This is a genomic window from Myxococcus sp. CA005 (assembly GCF_006518205.1).
Taxonomy (GTDB): Bacteria; Myxococcota; Myxococcia; order Myxococcales; family Myxococcaceae; genus Myxococcus; species Myxococcus xanthus.
Window position 1 is genome coordinate 157,468 of sequence record NZ_SRLV01000002.1, and the last position, 21,619, is coordinate 179,086.

At 70.0% G+C, this 21,619-nt stretch carries 21 protein-coding genes; 4 read left to right on the forward strand and 17 right to left on the reverse strand.

Annotated elements, in window-relative coordinates:
- Window positions 1-15: 15 nt before the first annotated feature.
- A complete protein-coding gene (locus FMQ63_RS01635; RefSeq protein WP_011556767.1) occupies window positions 16-603 on the reverse strand; it encodes a Crp/Fnr family transcriptional regulator in 588 nt (195 codons plus the stop codon).
- A gap of 65 nt (window positions 604-668) precedes the next feature.
- Here FMQ63_RS01635 and FMQ63_RS01640 point away from each other — a divergent pair, with 65 nt between their 5' ends.
- Window positions 669-1,916, forward strand: a complete 1,248-nt coding sequence (locus tag FMQ63_RS01640) for a sterol desaturase family protein (RefSeq protein WP_011556768.1) — start codon at window positions 669-671, stop codon at window positions 1,914-1,916.
- A 7-nt stretch (window positions 1,917-1,923) separates the two neighbouring features.
- On the opposite strand, the gene FMQ63_RS01645 is transcribed toward FMQ63_RS01640, so the two are convergent.
- Together FMQ63_RS01645 and FMQ63_RS01650 are read right to left on the reverse strand one after the other, a co-directional pair.
- Entirely contained in the window at window positions 1,924-2,763 is an 840-nt protein-coding gene (locus FMQ63_RS01645) for a hypothetical protein (protein WP_011556769.1), read from the reverse strand.
- Window positions 2,760-5,390: a TonB family protein gene (locus FMQ63_RS01650; RefSeq protein ID WP_011556770.1), complete on the reverse strand. Its 2,631-nt coding sequence runs from the start codon at window positions 5,388-5,390 to the stop codon at window positions 2,760-2,762. Before FMQ63_RS01650 ends, FMQ63_RS01645 begins: the two co-directional genes overlap by 4 nt.
- A 116-nt stretch (window positions 5,391-5,506) precedes the next feature.
- Here FMQ63_RS01650 and FMQ63_RS01655 point away from each other — a divergent pair, with 116 nt between their 5' ends.
- A complete protein-coding gene (locus FMQ63_RS01655; RefSeq protein ID WP_225909598.1) occupies window positions 5,507-6,394 on the forward strand; it encodes a hypothetical protein in 888 nt (295 codons plus the stop codon).
- Between the two features lie 7 nt (window positions 6,395-6,401).
- On the opposite strand, the gene FMQ63_RS01660 is transcribed toward FMQ63_RS01655, so the two are convergent.
- From FMQ63_RS01660 to FMQ63_RS01690, 7 genes are all read right to left on the reverse strand, one after another.
- A complete protein-coding gene (locus tag FMQ63_RS01660; protein WP_043612490.1) occupies window positions 6,402-7,637 on the reverse strand; it encodes a hybrid sensor histidine kinase/response regulator in 1,236 nt (411 codons plus the stop codon).
- A 195-nt stretch (window positions 7,638-7,832) separates the two neighbouring features.
- A complete protein-coding gene (trxA, locus tag FMQ63_RS01665; protein ID WP_011556773.1) occupies window positions 7,833-8,210 on the reverse strand; it encodes a thioredoxin in 378 nt (125 codons plus the stop codon).
- A gap of 13 nt (window positions 8,211-8,223) precedes the next feature.
- Complete coding sequence (locus FMQ63_RS01670) at window positions 8,224-8,547, reverse strand: FKBP-type peptidyl-prolyl cis-trans isomerase (RefSeq protein WP_011556774.1); 324 nt, start codon at window positions 8,545-8,547, stop codon at window positions 8,224-8,226.
- 150 nt (window positions 8,548-8,697) lie between these two features.
- Window positions 8,698-9,948, reverse strand: coding sequence for a hypothetical protein (locus FMQ63_RS01675; RefSeq protein ID WP_011556775.1), 1,251 nt, complete (start codon window positions 9,946-9,948; stop codon window positions 8,698-8,700).
- Window positions 9,949-10,038: 90 nt separating this feature from the next.
- On the reverse strand, window positions 10,039-11,931 hold the full coding sequence (gene nadE, locus FMQ63_RS01680) for an NAD(+) synthase (RefSeq protein WP_011556776.1): 1,893 nt from the start codon (window positions 11,929-11,931) through the stop codon (window positions 10,039-10,041).
- Between the two features lie 78 nt (window positions 11,932-12,009).
- Entirely contained in the window at window positions 12,010-12,666 is a 657-nt protein-coding gene (locus FMQ63_RS01685) for an LON peptidase substrate-binding domain-containing protein (RefSeq protein ID WP_026114049.1), read from the reverse strand.
- Between the two features lie 46 nt (window positions 12,667-12,712).
- Window positions 12,713-13,324: a hypothetical protein gene (locus FMQ63_RS01690; protein ID WP_020477970.1), complete on the reverse strand. Its 612-nt coding sequence runs from the start codon at window positions 13,322-13,324 to the stop codon at window positions 12,713-12,715.
- 52 nt (window positions 13,325-13,376) lie between these two features.
- Here FMQ63_RS01690 and FMQ63_RS01695 point away from each other — a divergent pair, with 52 nt between their 5' ends.
- Window positions 13,377-14,366 carry an alpha/beta hydrolase family protein gene (locus FMQ63_RS01695; RefSeq protein ID WP_011556779.1) on the forward strand — a complete coding sequence of 330 codons (990 nt, stop codon included), beginning with the start codon at window positions 13,377-13,379 and terminating at the stop codon, window positions 14,364-14,366.
- Window positions 14,367-14,393: 27 nt separating this feature from the next.
- Here the strand turns inward: FMQ63_RS01695 and FMQ63_RS01700 are convergent, their stop codons facing one another.
- Complete coding sequence (locus FMQ63_RS01700) at window positions 14,394-16,196, reverse strand: ATP-binding protein (protein ID WP_368667198.1); 1,803 nt, start codon at window positions 16,194-16,196, stop codon at window positions 14,394-14,396.
- Window positions 16,078-16,824, reverse strand: a complete 747-nt coding sequence (locus FMQ63_RS38625; protein ID WP_368667199.1) for an MASE1 domain-containing protein — start codon at window positions 16,822-16,824, stop codon at window positions 16,078-16,080. The genes FMQ63_RS01700 and FMQ63_RS38625 overlap by 119 nt, the downstream gene beginning before the upstream one ends.
- A 140-nt stretch (window positions 16,825-16,964) precedes the next feature.
- Here FMQ63_RS38625 and FMQ63_RS01705 point away from each other — a divergent pair, with 140 nt between their 5' ends.
- Complete coding sequence (locus FMQ63_RS01705) at window positions 16,965-17,186, forward strand: hypothetical protein (protein WP_026114050.1); 222 nt, start codon at window positions 16,965-16,967, stop codon at window positions 17,184-17,186.
- 57 nt (window positions 17,187-17,243) lie between these two features.
- Here FMQ63_RS01705 and FMQ63_RS01710 read toward each other — a convergent pair whose 3' ends face one another.
- The 5 genes from FMQ63_RS01710 to FMQ63_RS01730 form a co-directional block, all read right to left on the reverse strand.
- Entirely contained in the window at window positions 17,244-18,365 is a 1,122-nt protein-coding gene (locus tag FMQ63_RS01710) for a HupE/UreJ family protein (protein WP_011556782.1), read from the reverse strand.
- On the reverse strand, window positions 18,362-19,582 hold the full coding sequence (locus FMQ63_RS01715) for a hypothetical protein (RefSeq protein WP_011556783.1): 1,221 nt from the start codon (window positions 19,580-19,582) through the stop codon (window positions 18,362-18,364). Before FMQ63_RS01715 ends, FMQ63_RS01710 begins: the two co-directional genes overlap by 4 nt.
- Window positions 19,583-19,726: 144 nt before the next feature.
- Window positions 19,727-20,386, reverse strand: a complete 660-nt coding sequence (locus FMQ63_RS01720; protein ID WP_011556784.1) for an HAD family hydrolase — start codon at window positions 20,384-20,386, stop codon at window positions 19,727-19,729.
- A gap of 86 nt (window positions 20,387-20,472) precedes the next feature.
- On the reverse strand, window positions 20,473-21,057 hold the full coding sequence (locus FMQ63_RS01725; protein ID WP_011556785.1) for a biopolymer transporter ExbD: 585 nt from the start codon (window positions 21,055-21,057) through the stop codon (window positions 20,473-20,475).
- A gap of 25 nt (window positions 21,058-21,082) precedes the next feature.
- On the reverse strand, window positions 21,083-21,571 hold the full coding sequence (locus tag FMQ63_RS01730) for a biopolymer transporter ExbD (RefSeq protein WP_011556786.1): 489 nt from the start codon (window positions 21,569-21,571) through the stop codon (window positions 21,083-21,085).
- Window positions 21,572-21,619: the final 48 nt, after the last annotated feature.

A 21,619-nucleotide genomic window follows, 5' to 3' on the forward strand; every position in this document is an offset into this window, starting at 1 on the left:
ACCGCGCAGCCGCGCTCACTCCGCCCGCTTGCGGCGGCGTGACACGATGCGGCTCAAGGCCACCTCGGTGATCCCCAGGTAGGCCGCGACGTCCCGCTGAGGGACACGCCCGTGCAGGTGGGGATGTTCCTGCCAGAAGCGCTCCAGGCGCTCCTCCGCGGACAGGTCGAGGAACTCCTGCTCGCGGCGCTCCTTCAGGATGTAGTGACGCTCCGCCACCCGCCGGGCGAGCTGGGCCCAGCAGGGATGGCTGGCCTCCAGCGATTGAAGGTCATGCGCCTGGAATGCCAGCACGCGGCCCGGCTCCAGCGCCTCGATGGCCGTCATGGAGGGTTGACCCTGCAACATCTCCGCGTAGGCGCCAATGAACTCACCTTCGGCGCGGAAGGCCTTGATGGACTCCTCGCCCCGAGCGGAGACGCGCACCGCGCGGAAGACGCCCTGGAGCACCAGCCCGAAGCGGTCCGCGGAGTCGCCCGGCCGCAGGAAGAGCGCCCGCTTGTCCAGCGCCTGCTCCCGCGCCAACGCTTCCGCCTTCAGCCATTCGCTGGCGGGAAGCGGCGCGAGCGCGGTGATGTGCTCGAAGAGCTTCGGGTATCTCAAGCGGAAGGCACCTGGGCTTAACCCAGGTTAAGGCGGCCTTCCTCCGGGCGCCATACACCGGCGGCATGAGCATCAACGTCTACGCCGTGGCCACGCCCTTCGTCATCGTCCTGGCGCTGGGGGAATTCGCTTACTGCGTCATCCGGCGCAACGGGTACTACGCCTTCCAGGACTCCATCGCGAGCATGGGCACCGCGGTGCTCAACCAGTGCGTCAACGTGGCGGTGGCGCTGCTGGTGCTCCCGCTCTTCATCCAACTGGGGCAGTTCGCGCCCTGGCAGTTGGGTGCGTCCTCGCCGCTGGAGCTGGTGGCGCTCTTCCTGGGCGTGGACTTCCTCTTCTACTGGTTCCATCGCTTCGGGCACCGCACCAACATCGGCTGGGCCGCCCATTCGCCGCACCACTCCACCGAGGAACTCAACTACGCGGTGGCCCTGCGCGCGAGCGTGACGCAGCGCCTCTTCTCGTTCCTTTTCTACTGGCCGCTGGTGCTGGTGGGCTTCCCGCCCGAGGCCGTGCTGGCCATGGTGGCCTTCCACCTGGTGCTCCAGTTCATCCCCCACACGCGCGTCATCCCGAAGATGCCCCGGTGGATTGAGTCCTGGCTCAACACGCCGTCGCACCACCGCGTCCACCACGCGCGCAATGACGTCTACATCGACAAGAACTACGCGGGCTTCCTCATCATCTGGGACAAGCTGTTCGGCACCTTCGAGGAGGAGAAGGAGGCGTGCTCCTACGGCCTCACCTCCCCGCCCAACACCTGGGACCCCACCGTCATCAACTTCCAGGCATGGGGGAAGCTGGTCAGCGACGCGGTGGCCACCAAGAGCCACTGGGACCGGCTGCGCATCTGGGTGATGCCCACCGGCTGGCGGCCCGCGGACCTGCCGCCGCGCGCCTCCGTGGGCTGGCAAAAGGACGGCGTGGAGCTGAAGTTCCAGTCCACCGAGCTACCCGGCGCCCGGGGCTACCTCGTGTTCCAGTTGCTGGCGGCGATGCCCTTCATGCTGCTGGTGAGCCACCACGCCTCGCCGCTGTCCGGCTGGCAGAAGCTGGTGCTCAGCCTGCTCTTCTGGGCCATGGCCACCGCGTGGAGCGGGATGCTGGAGTCACGGCGCTGGAGCCTTCCGCTGGAGCTGGGGCGGGTGCTCGCCATGGGGGCAGCGGTGACATGGTGGCTGATACACGCCTCCGCGCCGCAGAGCTGGACCGCGTTGTGCGCGGCGTGGATGGGCGTGTCGCTCGTCTGGCTGGTGGTGGTGCGCGGCGCCAGCCAGGGCGCCACGCCCGTGCCGCAGGGTTCGCGCTGAACACGCGTCAGGCGGGCTCCCACGTCCCGGCGAAGGCCGTGTAGCGGCGCACGTTGAGCGTCAGCGCCCGGTACACCTGCGTGTCGGGCGTCAGGTCCACCACCCCGCCGCCCTCGGGCACCGTCACGCGGTCGAAGTGCGCGCCATCGAACCAGCGGTGGGGCTGCACCTCCACGACGAAGCGGCCGCCCTCATCGAGCTCCGCCGCGATGGGCACGAAGTCCACGCGTTGCAGCTCGACGGGCGGAGGGAAGTCCAGGGCCATCCGGAACGGGACGTGCGTCTCCTGCCGGGAGGCGGTTCCTTCCAGAATCATCGACCGGCCTCCCAGCGCCGCCCCTTCCGCGCCCAGGGCCCGGGACGGCGGCTGGAGCAGCAGCGAGAAGGAGCGCGCCAGCCCGGCGATGCCCGGCGAGCGCCCCAGCTCCCGCACCTCGCCCGCCTCCTCCAGCAGGTCGAACACCACCTCACGGTCCCACTCGCCCAGCACCGTGCCGCCGGAGAAGAAGTGCCCGTCGTGGGCGTGCGCGGTGGGCAGCAACCACTGTCCCAGCCGTTGCAGGACGCGCGGCGCCGAGGCCGTGGGCTCCAGCGGCGAGGCATTCTCGAAGATGTAGATGGGCCCCAGCACCATCACCCCGGACGAAAGGCGGATGCGCCAGCCCGTGTCGGTGGTGAACTCGCCGGGCGATTCCTCCCCGGGTGCCTTCGCGGTGCGCAGGCCCATGCGGAAGATGACGCCGCGGCCTCCCGTGCCGGAGAGACCACACGCGGACGCGCCTCCCACGAGCGCGGTGCCCAACATCCACGTGAAGGCGCGGCGGGTGGTGTGCAGCGGGGACGTCATGGCGAGTCCTCCTGGAGGTCCAGGTGCAGGGTGAGCGTGCCCATGAAGGTGCGGGGCGCGCCCGCGGTGAAGTGACGGGTGGCCATCAGCGATGGGGGCGCATCCGGACCGCGGAAGTTGGACACGTAGTTGAACTCCGACTCGCGCCAGCGCGTGTCGAGCAGGTTCTCCACCGACAGGCCCACCTCCACCGCCTTCCACCGGGCCCGTGTGCCCACGTCGAACAGGAAGATGGGCGCGCTGTAGCGGTCCAGCGGCAGGGGCCGGGGGCCGATGGCGCTGTGTCCCAGGGCCACGTTCCAGTCCACCTGCTGACCCGCTACGAGGGTGGTGCCTCGCAGCGACGCATCCACGCGGCCCAGCAACTCCGGGATGTAGGGCATCACCGTCCCGTCCCACAGCTTCCACGCCGAGGCCCCGGACACCGGCAGCGTGGCGCGCGCCCAGGCCAGCGAGGCCTGGATGTCCACCTGGTCCCGCAGCGTCCCGCGCGCGCTGACGAAGGCGCCCAACCGCTGCGATGCGCCCACCGGCTGGTTGCGGCCCACCGTCTCGTCGAACACGAAGTCCTGCGACACGCGCGTGGCGAAGAAGGCGCCGCGTGCCTCCAGCGCCAGCGGCCCGTCCAGCCGCCAGCCCAGCCCCGTCTCACCCGAGGCCACGCGGGCGTAGGGCGCCAGCTCCGCGTCGGACAGCGCGGCGGCGTCGCTGGAGCGCGCGCCCAGACCCGCGCTGGTGAGCCAGGTGAGGCGAGGCGTCAGGCGAATCTCGGCGGAGGCACGAGGGCTGGCGAAGAAGCCGTAGGCCTCCAGGGACTCGTCGGGGAGGCGGGGACCATCGCGGTCCTCGGTGGGCCGGTTGTGGTCGTCCACGCCGAAGAGGAAGGTGTCCAGGCGCACGCCGCCGCGCAGGGTGAGCCACGACACGGGGGCAGCTCGCAACGAGGCGTAGGCCCCGAGGTTCGTGGTGCGGACCTGGTTGTCGAAGACGGTGGCGTAGGGCACACCACCGCTGTCCCTCAGCCGGCGCGAGCGCGTGCGCACGTCGTCGTAACGGGCCACGTAGCCGAGCTCCAGTGGCTGCGGCTGTCCTAACAGCGTCAGTCCCGGGGTGTAGCGGCCCCGCAGGCCCATGGTGGAGCCGCGGTAGTACCCTTCCGTGTTGTCACCGCGCTGGCGCTCTCCGTCCGGTGGGGTGGTGTCCAGCAGGAAGCCCGTGAAGTTGTCGCGGATGCGCGTCTGCCGCAGGATGACGTAGCCCTGCTGGACGAAGCGCCCGCCGCGCTTCAGCCGTGACTGGAGTTCAGCGGAGAGGATGTGGCGCTGCCCCGCCCCGCCCTGGTTGGGGTCGTAGGAACAGAAGAACTGCGAGTCCGAATCTGGAGCGCACGGCATCCGGGAGTCCACCACGTCCGTCTCCCGCACCACGCCCGGCGATGCGAAGCGCGAGCCATAGCTGGTGCCGAACAAGCGCAGCCGTGACTCGTCGCCGACGCGCAGCTCCACCTGCGCCATGATGCCCGCGTTGGCGTAGGAGCGGTTGGGGCCGAAGCCGTGGCCCTGACGCAGCAGCAGTCCCACGAAGGTGGCTTCACTGGCCTCTGGCGGCCCCCAGAGCAGGGACAGCCGCCGCGCGGCGTAGCTGCCCGTGGAGAGGGACGCGGTGAGTCCGCGCCGCGCCAGCCCCAGCTGGTACTCCACCGTGCCCGCCACGCCGAAGTCGCCTTGGGATGGGTCATAGGGCCCCTCGGTGACGCGCAGCGACTCCACCAGCTCTGGGATGATGAAATACGTGTCCGCGTAGCCGTGACCGTGCGCGTGGGACACCTCGTTGAGCGGGACGCCGTTGAGGCGCAGCTCCACGTCCTTGCCCTCTCCCGCGTCGAAGCCTCGGATGTAGATGCTCTCCGCGTGGCCCTCGCCGCCGTGGTTGGCCAGCATGACGCCGGGCGCCAGCAACATCAGGTCCGACGCGGAGCGACGCGGCACGTCCGCGAGCTGTCCCACCGGAATGTGGAAGTCGCCCACGGCGACCGGCGGCGGTGCCTGGGAGGCGCCACGAACCGTGGTGGAGAAGAATGGTGGCTGCTGCGCCACGGGCCCGAGAAGCGCCGAGTGCTCCGTTCCAGAGGCGCCCCGGCTCGTCCCCGCCGACGCGGCTTGCGGGCTTTCCGTCCCCGACGAGGCGCCACCTGGGGCACGCGCATCTCCCGAACCGTGCGCCGCCGCCACGCCCGGAGGCGCATCCGCCCCGTCATGTCCGGAAGCCACGGGCTCGATGTGGTGGCCATGCACCGGCGGCACGAAGGTGACGGGCACATCCACCCGCACGTCGATGGCTTCTTCGCCGCGCCGTGCCGGTTGGAAGCGCCAGCGCAGCGCGGCACTCATCGCGGCGCGATCAAACGCCACGCCAGCGGACTGCCGCACCTCCACCTGGGACACCTCGCCCATGCGGTCGATGGTGAGCCGCAGCAGGACGGTGGCGGGCACCTCGGGCGGAGGCACCTCCGTGGGCAGCACGGGCCCAGGCGCATCCAGCGGAACGGGTGGCGTCACAGGCAACTCGCCCGTGGCGCTCAGCACGCAGAGCACCAGAGTCGGAATCCACACGGGTGATGACCTCACTAGGTTCCGGAGCGGCCCGCCCTGGGGCGGAACTCATGCATCCGGGTTGCATCCACACCCCAGATACACCACGACCTGATTGACTCGCAACCATGTTGCAATTAACCATCTATTGCATGAACACGGAGCGGCGGAAGTCCCGGAAGTGGTGGTGCGCGACCCTGGTGGTGTGGGGCCTGGCGGGCACGGCCTGTGACAACGTGGCCACGGGCGACGTCCAGGTCTCGATGAGTGGGGGTGATGGCACGCAGCGTGGACTCCCGGACACGCTCTTCCAGGATGGCTGGTCCATCCAGTTCACCCGCTACCTGGTGTCGCTGGGCGACGTCACCCTCACCTCCGCTTCTGGCGAAACCCACCGCAGCAGCCGCCACGTGCTGGTGGACGTGCAGAAAGGCGACATCCCCCTGGTGGAATTGACGGGCGTTCCGGCGGGCCGCTGGGACGTGGGCTTCCGGGTGAGCCCGCCCGAAGCCCGCACCGAGCTGGCGGACGGACAGGTCTCCGCGGAGGACCTCGCGATGATGCGCGAGCGTGGCTTCAGCTATTTCGTGGAAGGCCACGCGACGAAGCAGGGCGAGCCCGTGCTGCGCTTCCGCATGGGCTTCCCCGTCAACGCACTGATGAACAACTGCATCAACGGCGCGGACGGAACGCAGGGCATCATCGTCCCCGAGGGCTCCGTGGCCCGGCCCGAGGTCACCATCCACGCCGAGCACATGTTCTACGACCGGCTGGGCACGCACCGGGGCGTGCAGTTGCGCTTCGAGGCCATCGCCGCCACCGCGGGCGAGGACCACGTCATCACCCCCGGGGGGCTCGCCACGCAGGAGCTCACCGACCTCCGGGGCCGCGACGGCAACGAGCTGCGCGACGCCCAGGGCCAGCCCGTCATCTACCAGCCTGGCGCGTTCGACGTGCGCACGCTCCAGGAGTTCATCACCCAGAGCGTGGTGGATCAGGCCCACCTCAACGGCGGCGGCGTCTGCACCGTGGTGAAGTGACGGCGTGTCACGCCGTCATGGGCGCGGGAGAGGTCCCCGCGTCGCTCGCGCCGCCGGCAGGCAGCCGCGCGTCCGCCCGCCGGGGCAGGCAGAGCCGGAAGGTCGTGCCATCGGCTTCCGAGGAACGGACGGTCAGCCGCCCCCGGTGCGCCTCCACGACGGCCCGGGCGATGTAGAGCCCCAGGCCCAGGCTGGTGCGGGCCCGCTCACGCGAGTCCTCGCCCCGTTGGAAGGGCTCGAACAGGTGCGGCAGCAGCGAGGGAGGAATGGGCGCGCCCTCGTTGTGGACCTCCAGGAAGACGGCGTCCGGCTTCTCCCAGGTGGCAAGGCAGACGGCGGACGGCTCCGGGCTGTACTTCAAGGCGTTGTCCAACAGGTTGGCCACCACCTGCCCCATGCGCTCCAGGTCCCAGACGCCGTGCAGACTGTCGCGTGAGAAGTCGCACCGGATGGTGCGGCCCGGCCTGGCCACCTGCAGCTCGTCCACCACCTCGCGGCACAGCTCGTTGAGGTCGCCCGCCCGAGGTATGACGGGGATGCCGCCCCCCAGCCGCGAGCGGGTGAAGTCCGTGAGCAGGTCCACGATGTGCTGGATGCGCTCGCCGCTGCGCGCCACTCGCTCGAACGCCTTCTGCTGCGCCGGCTCCAACGCGCCACTGGCGAGCTGACTCTTCGCCGTCGTCAACACGACGGAGAGGGGCGTGCGGATGTCGTGGCCGACGATGCCCATGAGCTGCTGCTCCAGTTCGGAGGCCCGCTGCGCCGCTTCCTCGGACCGGCGCCGCTCCGCGAGCTCCACCGCCTGCCGCTTCACCTCCTCGCCGCGCAGGTACAGCGCCACGAAGACCTGCACCTTGGCGCGCAGGATGTCCGGGTCCACGGGCTTGAGCAGGTAGTCCACCGCCCCCTGGGCATAGCCCCGGGTGACGAAGGCCGCCTCGCGGCTCAACGCCGTGATGAAGAGGATGGGCAGGTAGCGCGTGCGCTCACGCGCCCGGATGAGATGCGCCGTCTCCAACCCATTCAGCCCTGGCATCTGCACGTCCATGAGGATGCAGGCGAACTCTCCTCGCAGCAGCTCGCGCAGCGCCTCCTCGCCGGAGCGGGCCAGCACCAGCTCCTGGCCAAGCGGCTCCAGGATGGCTTCCAGGGACAGCAGGTTGGCGGGCGTGTCGTCCACCAGGAGGACGCGCGCACGCGGCGCATCCTCACCCGGGGCGTCTCGAATAACGGAAGGCGGCATCGAATCCAGGTGTGAGGTGGGAATACGCAGCCCCGCTGGCCGACCCATCCGGGCATGACCGATGCGAGCCACGCTCCAACAACACACCCCGGGGCCCTCACGTTCCAGCACCCCCGATGCACGGGCCCTGAAACGCAGCGGGTGGCCGGCGGCGAACATGCCACCGGCCCCCCACCCGGCACCTGGTAGCAGCCGTCAGGCCTGCGGCGGCTCACCGCGCTTGGCGGCGACTTCCTTGCGGACCTGCTCCATGTCCAGGGCCTTCACCTGCTTGAGCAGGTCCTCCAGCGCGGCGGCCGGCAGCGCTCCGGGCTGCTCGAACAGGAGAATCCCGTCACGAAACACCATGAGCGTGGGAATGGAGCGAATCTCGAACGCCCCGGACAGCTCCTGCTGGGCATCCGTATCAATCTTCCCGAAGACAATGTCCGGATGATTGTTCGAGGTCTGCTCGAAGATGGGTGCGAAGGCACGGCAGGGGCCGCACCACGACGCCCACCAGTCCAGGATGACGATGCCCTCTTTGGACACCGTCTCCTTGAAGTTGTCCTTGGTGATTTCGACCGCCGCCATCAGGTCCTCGCTTTCAACGAACGTCCAGGAGCTCCACCTCGAACAGCAGGGTGGAGTTGGGGGGAATAACGGGCGGGAACCCTCGCGCGCCATATCCCATCTCCGGCGGGATGGTGAGCTTGCGCACGCCGCCCACCTTCATACCGGCCACGCCCTTGTCCCAACCCTCGATGACCTGCCCGGCGCCCAGGCGGAACGTGAAGCCCTGGCCCCGGTCCCGGCTGCTATCGAACTTGGAGCCGCTGGTCAGCGTCCCCACGTAGTGCACGGTAACGGACTTGCCGGCCGTTGCCTCCGTGCCGGTGCCCACCTTCACGTCTTCCACATTCAAACCCATCCAACGCTCCTCTGACCGCGTGAAAGGACGGCACCTTAGCGCGACCTCGGCGCCCGTGCCCCCCTGGAAAGCACGGCGGCGCGGGCCCGTTCGCTACCGGGCACCGCGCCGCCGATTCAAGCTCGAACCACCTGGGGCTTCGTCTTCGCGTCAGAAGGTACCGCCGACGCTGACCGTGCCCTGGTAGCTGCCGCCTCCCTGGAAGTCATCGCCGCCCCGGTCGATGCCCGGGGCGAAGTCCTTGTCGAAGAGGAAGTTGTAGTTGGCGCGCGCGTCCACGACGAAGTGACCGACGTGGCCTCGCAGACCCACGCCCGCGGGCACGTTGCCCACGGTGTCGTCGTGGTACCCCAGGGACTCACCGCCCCGGAAGTTGTAGTCGTTGATGCCGATGCCCCCCAGCAGGTACGGCTGCCACGCCGTGGGGGTGATGCCCAGCGTCAGGACGGCCTGACCACCGTTACGCACGAGGTCCGGCCCGCTCGCGCCCGTCTCCCCGCGGCGGATGTTGTTCAGCGCGCCCGTGTAGCCCAGCTCGAGGCCCAGCACCTTGGACGGCTTGATGGACGCGCGAACGCCCGCGGTGGCACCGGGGCTGAGCTGCGGAGCCAGCGCGCCGGTGTAGCCCTCCACACCACCGCCCAGCATCACCGAGAGGCCTTTGATTTTGTTCTTGTCCTCGTGCTTCTCCACCTTCATCGGCTCGGCGCGCTCGGCCGACGGCTGGAAGTTGGAGGGAGGCGGCGTCGTGGCGATGCCGCTACCGCCCGTGCCGCCCTTCGGGGGCGGGTACGCGGACTCCGGCTCCGGGTAGACAGGCTCCGAGGAAGGCTGCCCGCTGCCGCCCGTGCCCAACGGCGGCGCCGGCGGCACCACGAGCTGCTCGCTGTCATGCGTGCCCTGGGGCGCGGCGGGAGGCGGCGTCATGGACTCCCGGCCGCTTCCGCCCATGCCCTGCTGGCCCACCGGCTCGCAGCGGACGGGCACGTTCATGTAGACCTCGCCCTGCGCGTTCGAGGGCTGCTGGCCGCTGCCGCCGAGGGCCGCGTCGTCCATGCCCTCCTGGCCACTGCCGCCCATGCCCATGCTGTCCTGCGACTGCTGACCGGAGACGCCGGGAACGGGCTCCGTCTCCAGGATGATGGTGTCGTCCTCCTGCAGCAGGTCATCACCGCCCGGGTCTTCCTGCTGTGCCTGGGCCACCATCGTGCCCTGCTGGCTCTGGCTGGTGCTGGCCTGCGGTGGCGGGCAGTCGCCGTCATCGGCAACAGCAACGCCTCCGTACATGAGCGCCGCAACGGCGCCCGCCAGAATCTTCGCTTTCATCCATGCCTCCGTCGTCGAGTGGCAGACATGAAGGTTGTTTCCCGCGCGACGTCCGGCAAGGCGCGGAGGCGGCACTCACACCTGGGGGTAATTGCCCGGGGAGCAGGCCACCGGGCGTGGAGGACTGCCCACACCTGCGCGATGCGGGCAGCGGATGGCAGCGTGCTACCCCTGCCGCATCCACTCCGTGCCGGTGACGACGGGCAGTTGCAACGCGCGCTCCCGGTCCAGGTCCAGGTTGCCGATGTGGAGCGACAGCGGTGACTGCACCCACTTGTAGATAGACTGCTGGAAGAGGCGGACGAACTTCTCCACGTAGCCGCTCAGGCGGGATGACGGCACCTCCGGGAACATGGCGGTGAGCGCCTGGAGGATTTCGGCGGGCGTCAGCTTCTCACTGCCGTACAGGTAGAAGCAGGCGTCGAGGATGGGGAAGGGCATCAACTCCTCTTCGCCCACCTGGTCATGCGCCAGCTCCGGCCCCGCGGGCTTGGCGAGCACCTTGCGGATGCCCTCGTAGCCCGTGGTGTCCTGGAGGTAGTCAAGCAGGTACATCACCACCGTCTTCGGGACGTTGGCGATGACGGCCAGCGCGCCCATGAGGTCACCCCCGATGGTGGTGTAGCCCACGGACTTCTCGCTCATGTTGCCCGTCTGCAGGAAGAGTCCGCCGCAGGAGTTGCTCCAGTTCCACATGCGCTGGGCGCGCAGGCGGGCCTGGATGTTCTGCTCGGTAATCGGCGTGACGTCCTTGCCACCCAGCATCGTCTTCGCGACGGCGCGCTCGCGCTCGAAGGCCTCGTCGATGGACACCACCTGGAAGGCCACGCCCAGCTCGCGCGCAATCGTCTCCGCCGCGTCGCGCGTGGCGTCGCTGGAGTAACGGCTGGGCATGTAGAACGCCTGGATGAGCGAACCGGGGTTCTCCGGCCGCGCGCGCTTCGCGTAGCGGTGCGCGATGAGCAGCGTCAGCAGCGAGTCCCGTCCCCCCGACAGCGCGATGCCCAGCACCTTGAAGGCGCGCGTCTTCTCGAAGTAGTCGCCCACGCCCAGGGAGAGCGCGTCGAGGATGTCCTCGCACAGCGCATCCCGCGCGGTGCGGCGCGTGTCCGGAGACGGCAGGAAGAAGCTGCGGTGGGGAGGCACCGGGAACGTCAGCGCGTCGCGCTTCGTATGCACCACCTGTGTGCAGTCCAGCACCGGCACCGCCTGGCCGCCTTGCGCCAGCCATGACTCGCGGTCCACGCGCCAGGTGGTGGCCTCGGCGCGCAGGCGCAGGGTGCGGTCCAGGTCCACCACCGCCGCCGTGTAGCCTTCCTGGAAGCGCGGCGTCTCCATGACGTGGCGGCCGTTCTGGTTGAGGAAGCCGCCGCCGTCGAAGATGAGGCCGTCGTTGCTGCCCACCGCGTTGCTGTAGGCAATGGTGCACTGGTGGTCCGCCGCGCGGGTGGCGATGAGCTCGCGCCGCGTCTCCACGAAGCCCAGCCGGAAGGGCGACGCGGACAGGTTCACCACCAGCTCCGCGCCGGAGTACGTGCGCCGCCGCATGGGGCCGTCCGCGCTCCAGATGTCCTCGCACACCTCCGGGGCCACCACGCCGAAGTCGAAGTGGAACAGGTAGTCCCCCAGCGGCACGCCCCGGTGGACCTCCGCCATGCCCGGCTGACCGCGGCCGAAGGTGCGCGCCTCGTAGAAGACGCTGTAGGTGGGCAGCTTCTCCTTGGGGACCAGGCCCAGGATGCGGCCACCGGCCACCACCGCCGCGCAGTTGAGGCGCAGGCCCTGATGGGCCACGCCCACGCCCACCACGAAGACGGTGGGCAAGGGCGCCGTCTCACGCGCGAACCGCTCCAGCTCCGGCCACTGGCGGTCCATGAAGCCCTGCCACTGCACCATGTCCTCGGCCGGGTAGCCCGCGATGAGCTGCTCCTGGAAGACGCCCAGCGTGACGCCCTCCGCCGCCATCTTCCCCGCCAACGCCAGCGCCTTGTCCGTGTTCCGGGTGAAGGACCCCACGGTGGTGTTCACACTGGCAAGCCCGAGCTTCACGAGCCGCATGGTTGCTCCCGTCCCTTTCGATGACGCGTCCGGCGCGCAGCAATGCGCGGCCCGCCGGACAAGGCAAGCGCAACCCGCTCAGTTCAAGGGGCCGGTGGGCCGCAGGGGCTGGAGCCTGCCGATGAGCGCCCCCACGTCCTCCAGCACGCCTTCCAGGCGCTTGCGCACGTCCAGCTCCGCCAGCAGTTCCTGCCGCCGCTCCGGCTCCGGGATGACGGCGGAGGCCACCACGTCCGCGAGCATGCCGCCCTGGGCCCGCGCGGCCACCGGCAGCAGGTTCTCCGCGAAGGACGGCGGGACGCGGCCGGCCAGCTCGAAGACGGCCTGCCGCAACTGCTCCTCCTCGGGGCCCTCGTAGGGCACGTCCGGCAGCACCTCCGCGAGCACCTCCCGGTAGGCCTTTTCCGTCGTCAGCTCGGACGTCATGCGGATGCGGCTCACGCCCTGGAGGAGGATGTTGTAGCGCCCCTCCTCCACCTGTTCGTCCCAGACGATGACGCCCGCGCACATCATGGGCAGCATGGGCGGCCGGCCCCCATAGTTGCCTTCCCAACCGGGCTCGAGCTGGGACAGCGCCAGGACGCGGTCGCCCGCGAGTGCGTCCCGGACGAGGGCCCGGTAGCGCGGCTCGAAGATGTGCAGCGGAATGACGGTGTGCGGGAACAGCACCGCCGACGGGAGGGGGAAGACCTTCAGCGCGCTGGCGGCACGCTCGATGCGTTCTTGAGCGGTCATGGGGGGCACCTTGCAGTGATAAGCCCGGCTCCCCCCAGCCGCATTCCTAACGCGCCCGGGAATGATACGCCCGGTCCCACCGCAAATGGGGCACGTGCGCTTCCAACCACTGGAGAGCCACGTGCGAGGCCTCGTTCTCCACGGCCCCCTGCCGGATGGATGCGGCGGACAAAGCGAGGACATGCACCGCCCCCGCGATGTCCTCCGCGTGACAGCCCTGCGCGCGCAGCCGCCAGGCCAGACTCCAAAGCGGCGGCGTGGTGCCGTGGCGCCAGAAGTGCAGCTCCAAGTCGCACCGCAGCGCTTCGGCCTCACTCCGGGCACGCGCGGCGGAAGAAGCGAGGGACACCTCCAGGCCGTCCTCTTCGAACTGGAGCACGTGCTGGACCGCGTGCGTGCACGCGACCACCTGACGCCACAAGTCCCACCCGGCCCGGGGCACGCCCACCTCGAAAGGCAGGTGGAGACAATGCCCCGGGGCCACGCCAGCGCGCGGGAAGAGCCGCGCGGGGCTCGTGTGACTGCACACCGCGTCCGTGGGGAAGCACCGCTGCATGTGCCGCCAGAACACCTGGATTTCCTCGGGCTGGACGTCCCCCTGGCGGAACCAGGCTCCCACCCGGGGCAGCGACTGGAAGAACCCCTTGAATGAATCCATTGATTTAATCATTTGATTAAACAGGTCGCGGCGTCAAGGGCGGGGGCATAGGATGGCGCGGGTGCTGCGAACCCATCCGGTGGACGTCCTCTTCGCGGGCCTGTCCCGCCGCGCCCGGCTCTTCTCCCAGGGCTGGGGTGATGAGCAGTTCCTCGAAGAGGTCGCGGCGGCCGCGCCGTTCCAGCAACGGCCTCCGCCCATCGCGCCCGAGTGGAGCGCGCCCCGGCTCCAACGCGGTCTCCAGGTCCGGGATGGCACCTTTCCGTCTCCGCTGGCCCGGCTCGACGCGGCAGCGCGCACGGCCCATGTCCGGTGGCTGAGCGCGGGGCAAGGGCCCTCACGCGGCGCCTGCGTCGTGCTCGCTGCGTCCCGTGAGGAGGGCTTCTCCCTGCGAGAGCGCATGTACGCGCCGCTCGCGCGGGAAGGCATCGACCTGTTCCTGCTGGAGAACCCCTATTACGGCCTGCGCCGTCCCGTGGGGCAGAAGGGCGGCGCGCTGCGCACCGTCAGCGACCACGTCTTGATGAACCTGGGCATGGTCGACGAGGCCCGCGCGCTGCTCGCGTGGCTGCGGAGTGAGGGCCATGCGCGCCTGGGCGTGGCGGGCTACAGCATGGGCGGCTACATGGCGGCGCTGACGGCGGCCGTCGTCCCGGAGCCGCTCGCCGTGGCGGCGCTCGCGGCTGGAGCGTCTCCCGTCCCCGTCTTCACGCAGGGGCTGCTGTCCTGGTCCATTGCCTTTGCATTGCTGGATGGCCCCCGGCGCGACGCGGAGCAGGCCCGGAGTCGGCTGGGACGGATTTTCGACCTGGCGAACCTCGCGCGCTTCCCGCCTCCGAGGCAGCCCGAAGCGGCCGTCCTGGTGGCCTGCCGACGTGACGGGTTCGTGCCCGGTGATGAAACGCTCGCGCTGCACGCGCACTGGCCCCGAAGCGAGCTGCGCTGGGTGGACGCCGGGCACGTCACCGCGCTCTTCACGGAGCGGGCCGCGCTGTGCGCCGCCATCCGGGACGCGCTATCGCGGGTGGAGGCCACCACGTGAGCACGCGGCCCGGAGCGCGCGCAGGCCTCAGTGCCGCACGCCGCCAACGGCCGCCACGGGCGACGCCTCATCCACGCGCGGCTCCGGCCCCATCGCGTCCACTGCCGTCAGGGCCGCGGCCACCGTGGTCATGAGCAGGTCCGGCCGAACGGGCTTCTCCAAGACGCGGGTGGGCACGGTGTCGATGAACGCGCGGGACTCCGGCGTATAGGCACCGCCGGAGATGAACACCACCCGCGCGGCCTGGTCCGGCGCGTGGGCGCATAGATGCTGGTAGACGGCGGCGCCGTCCGTCTCCGGCATCTGCAAGTCACACAGGATGACGTCGAAGCGGTGGCCCGCGTCCACCAGCGCCAGCGCCTCGCTGCCCCGCGTGGTGGTGACGACGTCGTGGAACGGCTCCAGCAGCAGCCGCATGGACTGCGCGAGGCGCGGCTCATCATCCACCACCAGCACCCGGCCCCGCCGGGCCGCGGAGGGCTGAGGCAGACTGGCGCGGGGCAACGGCCGCGGCGGCGTGGATGCCTGCACGCGCGCGGGCGGCAACAGCACACTGAAGACGGAGCCCCGGCCCGGCTCGCTGCGGACCTCCAGCTCGCCCCCGTGCGCGCGGACAATCTGCTGGCAGATGGCGAGCCCCAGCCCCGTGCCCTCGCCGCTGGACTTGGTGGTGTAGAAGGCCTCGAAGATGCGCGGCAGCACGTGCGCGGGAATCCCCGCGCCGCTGTCCACCACGTCCACGCGGGCCCGGCCGGAGGCATCCGTGCTGGTGCGCACGCGCACCTCGTTCATGGATGGGTTGCCCTCCGGGATGGCCTGCATCGCATTCACCAACAGGTTGAGCAGCACCTGTCCCAGGCGCGCCTCGCTCCCCGACACGCGCGGCACCGGACCGAACTCCTCCACCAACCGCGCGCGGTGGCGCAGCGCGTGGCTGATGATGCGCACCGCGGGCGGCACCAGCGCGTTGAGGTCCACCAGCCCCGGGTCCTGGTTCCCCTGGCGGCTGAACACCTGGAGGTCCCGGACGATGAGGCGGATGCGCTCGGCGCCTTCCAACGCACCCCGCATGTTGGCCATCGCGTCGCGCATGCCCGACATGCCGCCCTGGCTCAATCCGCGCTCGGCGGCCTCCAGGTTCAGCACCAGGTAGGCCAGCGGGTTGTTGATTTCGTGCCCCACACCGGCCGCGAGCGTCCCCACCGCCGCCACACGTTCGGCCGCCACCAGGCGGGCCTGGAGCTCCTTGGTCGCGGAAATGTCGCGGTGGGTGGCCACGAAATGGGTGATGTCCTCGCCCGTGGCCCGCACCGGGGACAGCAGCACCTCGCTCCACACGAGGTCGCCCTGCTTGTGCGCCAGCTTCACCTCCGCGAACACCGGCTCGCCCGCGAACAGTGACTGCCGCGTGCGCTGACGGAACTCCGGCTCCTGCGCGCCATAGAGCGAGCACGGGTCCTGGCCCACCAGTTCCTCCAGCCGGTATCCCAGGAGCGAGCACAGCGCCTGGTTCGCGAACACGGTGCGCAGCGCGCCTCCCGCGCGGACCTCCGCGATGAGGACGCCTTCGTGCACGCTCCGCACGGAGGTGCCCAGCAGTTGGAGCTGGCCGATGGCGCGCTGACGCTCGGTGCTCGCCGCCGCCAGCAGCAGCCCGGTGACGGCGTTGGCGGCGATGAAGAGCTGCAACACCAACAAGTCCTGCGTCAGGTCATCCGTGGCGAAGGGCCCCTGCCCCCGCGCGGTGCCCACGATGGAAGCGGCGGCGATGCACAGCGTGGCCGCCGCCGCGCCCCGAGGACCGAAGCGAAGCGCGGCCCAGGCGGACATGGGGAAGAGGAGGAAGGCGGCCGCGTGCGCCGCGCTGTGCGGCAGGTCCGGCACGAAGAAGATGGCGCCGCCCAGCACGGTGGTGAGCCCCGCGAGCACCACCGCCTCGCCGCCTCGCCGCGGCCAGGGACGTTGAGGGAAGCCGCCCACCCAGCACGAGGCTCGCCACGCCCGCCCATGCGCTCACGCCCAGGCACAGCGCGCCCGCTCCCGCGCACAGCGCGACGACATCGCGGATCCGCTCCAGCCCCTTGTCGAAACCCAACCACCGCAGAAGGCCCACGCCGAGCACGGCCGCCAGCGTGCTGCCCACGCCCACGCCGAGCGAGGCCACAACGGGCACATCCCCCAGGACCGAAATGACCGACGCGCCCACGAAGACGCCGGGCCAGCGTGACACCCCCAGCACGAGCAGCGCCGCCAGGGACACCCCCGCCGGAGGCCAGGCCGGGCTGATGTTGCCCACGATGGCCACCTGCAGCCCCAGGGCCCCCGCGAGGAGGTACACGACGACCAGCCCCAGCATCTCCAGCAGATGCCGGCCTCGGACTCCACGTACACTGGCTTGGAGCAGCCCGAAGATGACCCATCCCCCCGACACCCGCCCGCCGACCCGGCGGGTATCCATGAAGGGCATGCTAGCCGGGGCACCGCCGGTATTGCACCTGCCCCCCGGTTGACTGGAAGGCAACCGTCCAGGAACCGATAGGCGAAGTGCAATGGCTTCGGAACTCGCCCGTAGGGGAAGACACGGAGGTCACCCGAACCATGTCGCGTCCCGCAATCGCAGCCCTGCTGTCTTTTCTCATCCCTGGCGTGGGACAGATCTACAACGGGGACCTGCTTCGGGGCCTGTTCTGGCTCATCATCACCCCAGGCTTCTGGATTGGCACGGGTGGGTGCCTGGGCTGGGTGTGCCACATCGTCGCCGCTGTCACCGCCCACAACCGGGCGGAGGACAAGGACAAGTACAGAGTCACAGTCGTCTGACGCGGCCATGCGGCCCCACCGCTGACACGCGGGCGGAGCACACGGCGCTCCCGCGTGTCAGGTAACCGACACGCCCAGGCCCAGGGCGCGCTCCGCCAACCAGAGACACGCCAGCAGCGCGATGGCCACCGAGCCGCCCACGACGACCGCGCGGCGGTAGAGCGGCGCCTTGCGCAAGACGAAAGCCAGGGGCAGCAACGCGGCCACGAAGGCCACCTGTCCCAGCTCCACGCCCAGGTTGAAGCCCAGCAGCGCCAGCGCGAGGCTTCCCGCGGACAGCCCCATCCCCGCCAGCACCGACGCGAAGCCGAAGCCGTGCAGCAGCCCCAGCACGAAGGCCACCGTCCAGCGAGTCCCCCACCCCAACGGGCGAACGTTGTCGAGCGCCGCCACCAGGATGCCCAGCGCGAAGGCGATCGACACGAAGCGCGGCGGCAGGGATGCCCAGCCCAGCGTGGCGGCGACCAACGTCAGCGCGTGCGCCACCGTGAAGGCGGACACCACCTTCACCACGTCCCACAACGCCGTGCCGAAACCCGAGACGGCCACCCACCGCCCGTCCACGTCACGGCGCAGGACCGAGGGCAGCAGCAGCGCGAAGAGAAAGAGCAGGTGGTCGGGCCGAGTCACGACGTGCAACGCCCCCTCCACCGTCATGCGCTCCGCGGTGCGCCAGGGAGACTCGTCCCGCAGGTGCACCCGCGCGAAGTGCTGGGACACGGAGAAGATGAGCGGCTCGCGCGCGCCCACGCGCACGATGCCCCGGTGAAGCGGGTCGTGGTCGAACAGCAGCGTGTAGTCCACGTCCAACCGCGCGGCGGAGCCGGTGCAGCGCGCGTCGAAGTCCACCACCGCATAGGCCCCGTCCGAGTGCTGCCTGATGTGCAGCCCGCCCTGGGAAACGAGCGCACAGGGTGCACCTTCCGACCCGAGCACCAGCCGGCCGAGCACATAGCTCCGGATGTCGGCCTCGCGCGCCAGCACCTCGCCCCAGGTGATGGCGCCGTCTCCGCCCGCGTCCAACCCGAGGACGTCGTCCAGGTCCTGGAGCGACACGTCCCACCGGCCGGAGACGCCTTGGCCGTCCGCCTCGGTCAGTCGCAGGTAGCTGTCGCTCGGCTTTTGCGCCTGGGCGGACAGGGAGACCAGCAGGAGCGACAGCAGGGCAACGCGGCTCATGGCAGCAGACTCCGCACGCGCTCGGCCAGGAAGACGAGCCCCGGGTCCTCGCAGCCCGAAGCTTGAAGGAAGTCCAGCGCGGGCCGGGCCGCCTCCGGTCTGCCCGCGGCCAGCGCGGCTTCAATCAACAGCCGCACGTCCCATGGCTCACGCTGTGACGCCCACACGGCCTGCGCCAGCCGGAGTGCCTTCTCCGGCGCCTTCTCCACCTGGAGCGCGAAGCGGGCCTCCTCGCGCGCGAGGAGACTGTCCCCCCGCAGGCGGCTCTCCTCGAACCTGCGGGACAAGGCGTGGGCGACTTCGGGCGCGCGAGACGACCGGAGCGCGTTCTCCGCCAACGCGTGGCGCAGGAGCAACCGGTCGTCCTGCGTGTGGTCCATCACCACGACGGCCGCCTCCCGCGCGCGGCCCGCGTCCAGCAGCAGGTCCGCGTAGGCCGCGCGTGCGGCGTAGTCCTTCGAATCCAGCGAGATTGCCCGGAGGAAGTAACGCTCCGCCAGACCGGCATCCCCCGCCAGCGCGGCGGCCTCCGCCAGCGTGGCCAGTGCACGCGTGCGTGACTCCTGACTGCGCTCGCTGCGCCGCAGCGCCTCCGACAGGAGCGCGTGCGCCTTGCGCGAATGGCCCGCGAGGCTTCGTACCCGGGCCTCGCACACCGCGACCGTCAACGAAGAAGTCAACGCGGTGAGCCTCGCGCAGCTGTGGGCCGCCTCGGCATGCTCGCCTCGAATCCCCAACACCTCCGCGCGCAGCAACCACGCGTCGACGTTGCCGGGGTCCTCCTTCACCACCGCGTCCAGGTCCTCCAAGGCCGCCGGAAAGTCGCGCCGCGCGTGGTGGAAGGTGGCGCGTACCAGCCGCACACCAAGCGGCGGCGTGGCCAGCTCCCACCACGGACGCAGCACCGCCTGTGCGCGCCCCAGGTAGCGAGGCTCTCCCAACACGCGGCTTGCCTCGACTTCCAACCGCGCCAGGCGCAGCGCCATGTCCAACTGTCCGGCGTGCCCGGCCAGGGCCTTGCGAAGCGCGGCACGCTCGCGGGCGCGCGCATCCACACCGACAGCCGGCACGCGCGCCAGGACCTCCGCGCTGTCCCGGGGGATGAAGGGCTCGCGCTCCCCGAAGGAAGGCGAGCGCCCACAACCGAGTACCCACGCCGTGGCCAGGACCACGGCGCGTCTCGCGGCGGAAGGGCGGCGGCACATCGGAGCTCGCATGGGCTCCGCACTGTACGCAGCCGTTTTTCGAATGGCGGCCGCCCGGGGACATGGGTCGCCGGAGCAACACACCGCTCAGGGTCGCCGCCCTCTACTCAACAGCGAAGCGGGACTGGAGTGCGCCCGCGCGGGTCTTCCTCCTGTTCAAGGCCTGGCATCCCGCAGCGCCGCCAGCAACTCCGCCGCGGTGGCGGCCACCGCGCGCGCGCCGTGGGCCTTCAGCTCGTCCACCTCGCGGAAGCCCCAGGCCACGCCCACGCCGTACATCCCCGCCGCGCGCGCCGTGTCCATGTCGATGGACGTGTCCCCCACGAAGCCGCAGGCCGCGGGTGGTACGCCCAGCTCCGAGGCCAACGCCAGCGCCGCCGTCGGGTCCGGCTTGCGCGGCAGCTCCGGCCGCTCGCCGTACACGGCGGCGAAGGAGGCTTGTGGCAGCAGGCGCGCGACCAGGCGCTTCACGAAGTCGTCTGACTTGTTGCTGAGCACCGCCAGCTTCGTGCCCTGCGCGGCCAGCGCGGTCAGCATCTCCGGGATGCCCGGGTAGTGCGCGGTGCGGTCGAAGAGGTGGTCGTCGTAGTAGGCCTTGTAGGAGGCCAGCACCGGCTCGATGAGCGCGTCCTGCCCTGAAGGCACCGCCCGGCGAATCAACTCCCGGACACCGCTGCCCACGAAGCGCAGGTACGCGGACTCCGGATGGGTGGGCAGACCGTGGTGGGCCAGCGCATGGTTCGTCGCATCGGCGATGTCCCCCAGCGAGTCCACCAGGGTTCCATCGAGGTCGAAGATGACGGCACGAAGCAGCATGAAGACGCGTCCTTCTTCACAAACGAAAACGCCCTGGCCACGAGGACCAGGGCGTCGCGGGGCCCCAAGGCCCAATCACCTGGAAGCTACGGGGTGGCCTTGGCGCTGGCGGCCTTCACCGCCTCAGCATCACCCGCCGTAATCACCGCGAAGTTGATGTTGTTGTAGCCCGCCGTGGCGCAGCTGAACATCACCCGCTTGATGATGGAGTACTCCACGTCCTTGTGGGCCTGGATGTTGATGTCGCCCTTGAAGGTGTTGGCCGTGTCCTGCGCCATGGAGTGGAGGTCCTCGTACTGCTTCTTCATGTCGCGGAGCTTCTCCTCCAGCGACGGAATGTTGAGGTACTCGTCCTTGGTGAAGTCCTCCACGCGGCCAATGATGGTGCCGGAGACGCTGATCTGCTCACCGGAGACCATCACCACCGGGTGCATCTCCACTTCCTTGACGTTGACCGCCTCGGGAAGCTCGATGTCCTTGGTCATCATCAGCACCTCACCCGTCGCGGAGAAGTTCGCGATGAGGAAGAGCACGATGATGATGAACATGTCGACCAGCGGGGTGATGAGGAGGTCGGAGTAACCGCTCTTCTTCGCGGTCCCGCCGTGCCCGAACACCTTGGAGTGCTGGAGCCGCTTGCCGTATCGCTTGCCTGGAACCTGAATGGCCATGACGTGTCGTGAGCTCCTTGGGCGGCTAGCCCATCGCCGCGGACACCGACACCTGGGGCAACCCAGCGCCGATGCACTCGTCAATGATGCGGACCAGGTCCTCGTAGCGGACCTTGTCTTCAGGTTGCAGGGTGATGGCGGACTGGTCCGGCAGCTGCGCCTTCAGTTCCTTGAAGCGCGCCACCAGCTTGGTCAGGTCCGTCTTGCCCTTCGCATCCTTAGTGAGGGGAATCGGATCGAAAGCGCTCTGGTCCGCGGTCAGCCGCAGCTCCGTGGGCGTGATGAGCAGGTTGAGCTGGACCGTCTTGGTCTGCTCTTCCTGCTGCTGCTCCTCCTCCGTGGAGGGGCCACCCGCCTGCGAAACCTGGAGCCGGCCAATCTGGGTCCAGACCGCCGTCAGGATGAGGAAGCTGATGGTCACCGCCATCAGGTCGATGAATGCCGTGAGGTTGATGGAGGTGTCGAGCGACTTCTTGCCGCCTTTGCCTCCACCTGTGTCCATTCCGCCGGCCATGGCGTTCTTCTCCTTCGGCCGCGCTCAGTGAGCGTCGGTGAGACTGAT

What these genes read in the sequence shown, in the direction of transcription:
- FMQ63_RS01640 (WP_011556768.1), top strand. Translation starts at nt 669, where the DNA reads ATGAGCATCAACGTCTACGCCGTGGCCACGCCCTTCGTCATCGTCCTG.
- FMQ63_RS01645 (WP_011556769.1), bottom strand. Translation starts at nt 2,763, where the DNA reads ATGACGTCCCCGCTGCACACCACCCGCCGCGCCTTCACGTGGATGTTG.
- FMQ63_RS01655 (WP_225909598.1), top strand. Translation starts at nt 5,507, where the DNA reads ATGAACACGGAGCGGCGGAAGTCCCGGAAGTGGTGGTGCGCGACCCTG.
- FMQ63_RS01660 (WP_043612490.1), bottom strand. Translation starts at nt 7,637, where the DNA reads ATGCCGCCTTCCGTTATTCGAGACGCCCCGGGTGAGGATGCGCCGCGT.
- trxA (WP_011556773.1), bottom strand. Translation starts at nt 8,210, where the DNA reads ATGGCGGCGGTCGAAATCACCAAGGACAACTTCAAGGAGACGGTGTCC.
- FMQ63_RS01670 (WP_011556774.1), bottom strand. Translation starts at nt 8,547, where the DNA reads ATGGGTTTGAATGTGGAAGACGTGAAGGTGGGCACCGGCACGGAGGCA.
- nadE (WP_011556776.1), bottom strand. Translation starts at nt 11,931, where the DNA reads ATGCGGCTCGTGAAGCTCGGGCTTGCCAGTGTGAACACCACCGTGGGG.
- FMQ63_RS01685 (WP_026114049.1), bottom strand. Translation starts at nt 12,666, where the DNA reads ATGACCGCTCAAGAACGCATCGAGCGTGCCGCCAGCGCGCTGAAGGTC.
- FMQ63_RS01690 (WP_020477970.1), bottom strand. Translation starts at nt 13,324, where the DNA reads ATGGATTCATTCAAGGGGTTCTTCCAGTCGCTGCCCCGGGTGGGAGCC.
- FMQ63_RS01695 (WP_011556779.1), top strand. Translation starts at nt 13,377, where the DNA reads ATGGCGCGGGTGCTGCGAACCCATCCGGTGGACGTCCTCTTCGCGGGC.
- FMQ63_RS01700 (WP_368667198.1), bottom strand. Translation starts at nt 16,196, where the DNA reads ATGTCCGCCTGGGCCGCGCTTCGCTTCGGTCCTCGGGGCGCGGCGGCG.
- FMQ63_RS38625 (WP_368667199.1), bottom strand. Translation starts at nt 16,824, where the DNA reads ATGGATACCCGCCGGGTCGGCGGGCGGGTGTCGGGGGGATGGGTCATC.
- FMQ63_RS01705 (WP_026114050.1), top strand. Translation starts at nt 16,965, where the DNA reads ATGTCGCGTCCCGCAATCGCAGCCCTGCTGTCTTTTCTCATCCCTGGC.
- FMQ63_RS01710 (WP_011556782.1), bottom strand. Translation starts at nt 18,365, where the DNA reads ATGAGCCGCGTTGCCCTGCTGTCGCTCCTGCTGGTCTCCCTGTCCGCC.
- FMQ63_RS01715 (WP_011556783.1), bottom strand. Translation starts at nt 19,582, where the DNA reads ATGCGAGCTCCGATGTGCCGCCGCCCTTCCGCCGCGAGACGCGCCGTG.
- FMQ63_RS01720 (WP_011556784.1), bottom strand. Translation starts at nt 20,386, where the DNA reads ATGCTGCTTCGTGCCGTCATCTTCGACCTCGATGGAACCCTGGTGGAC.
- FMQ63_RS01725 (WP_011556785.1), bottom strand. Translation starts at nt 21,057, where the DNA reads ATGGCCATTCAGGTTCCAGGCAAGCGATACGGCAAGCGGCTCCAGCAC.
- FMQ63_RS01730 (WP_011556786.1), bottom strand. Translation starts at nt 21,571, where the DNA reads ATGGCCGGCGGAATGGACACAGGTGGAGGCAAAGGCGGCAAGAAGTCG.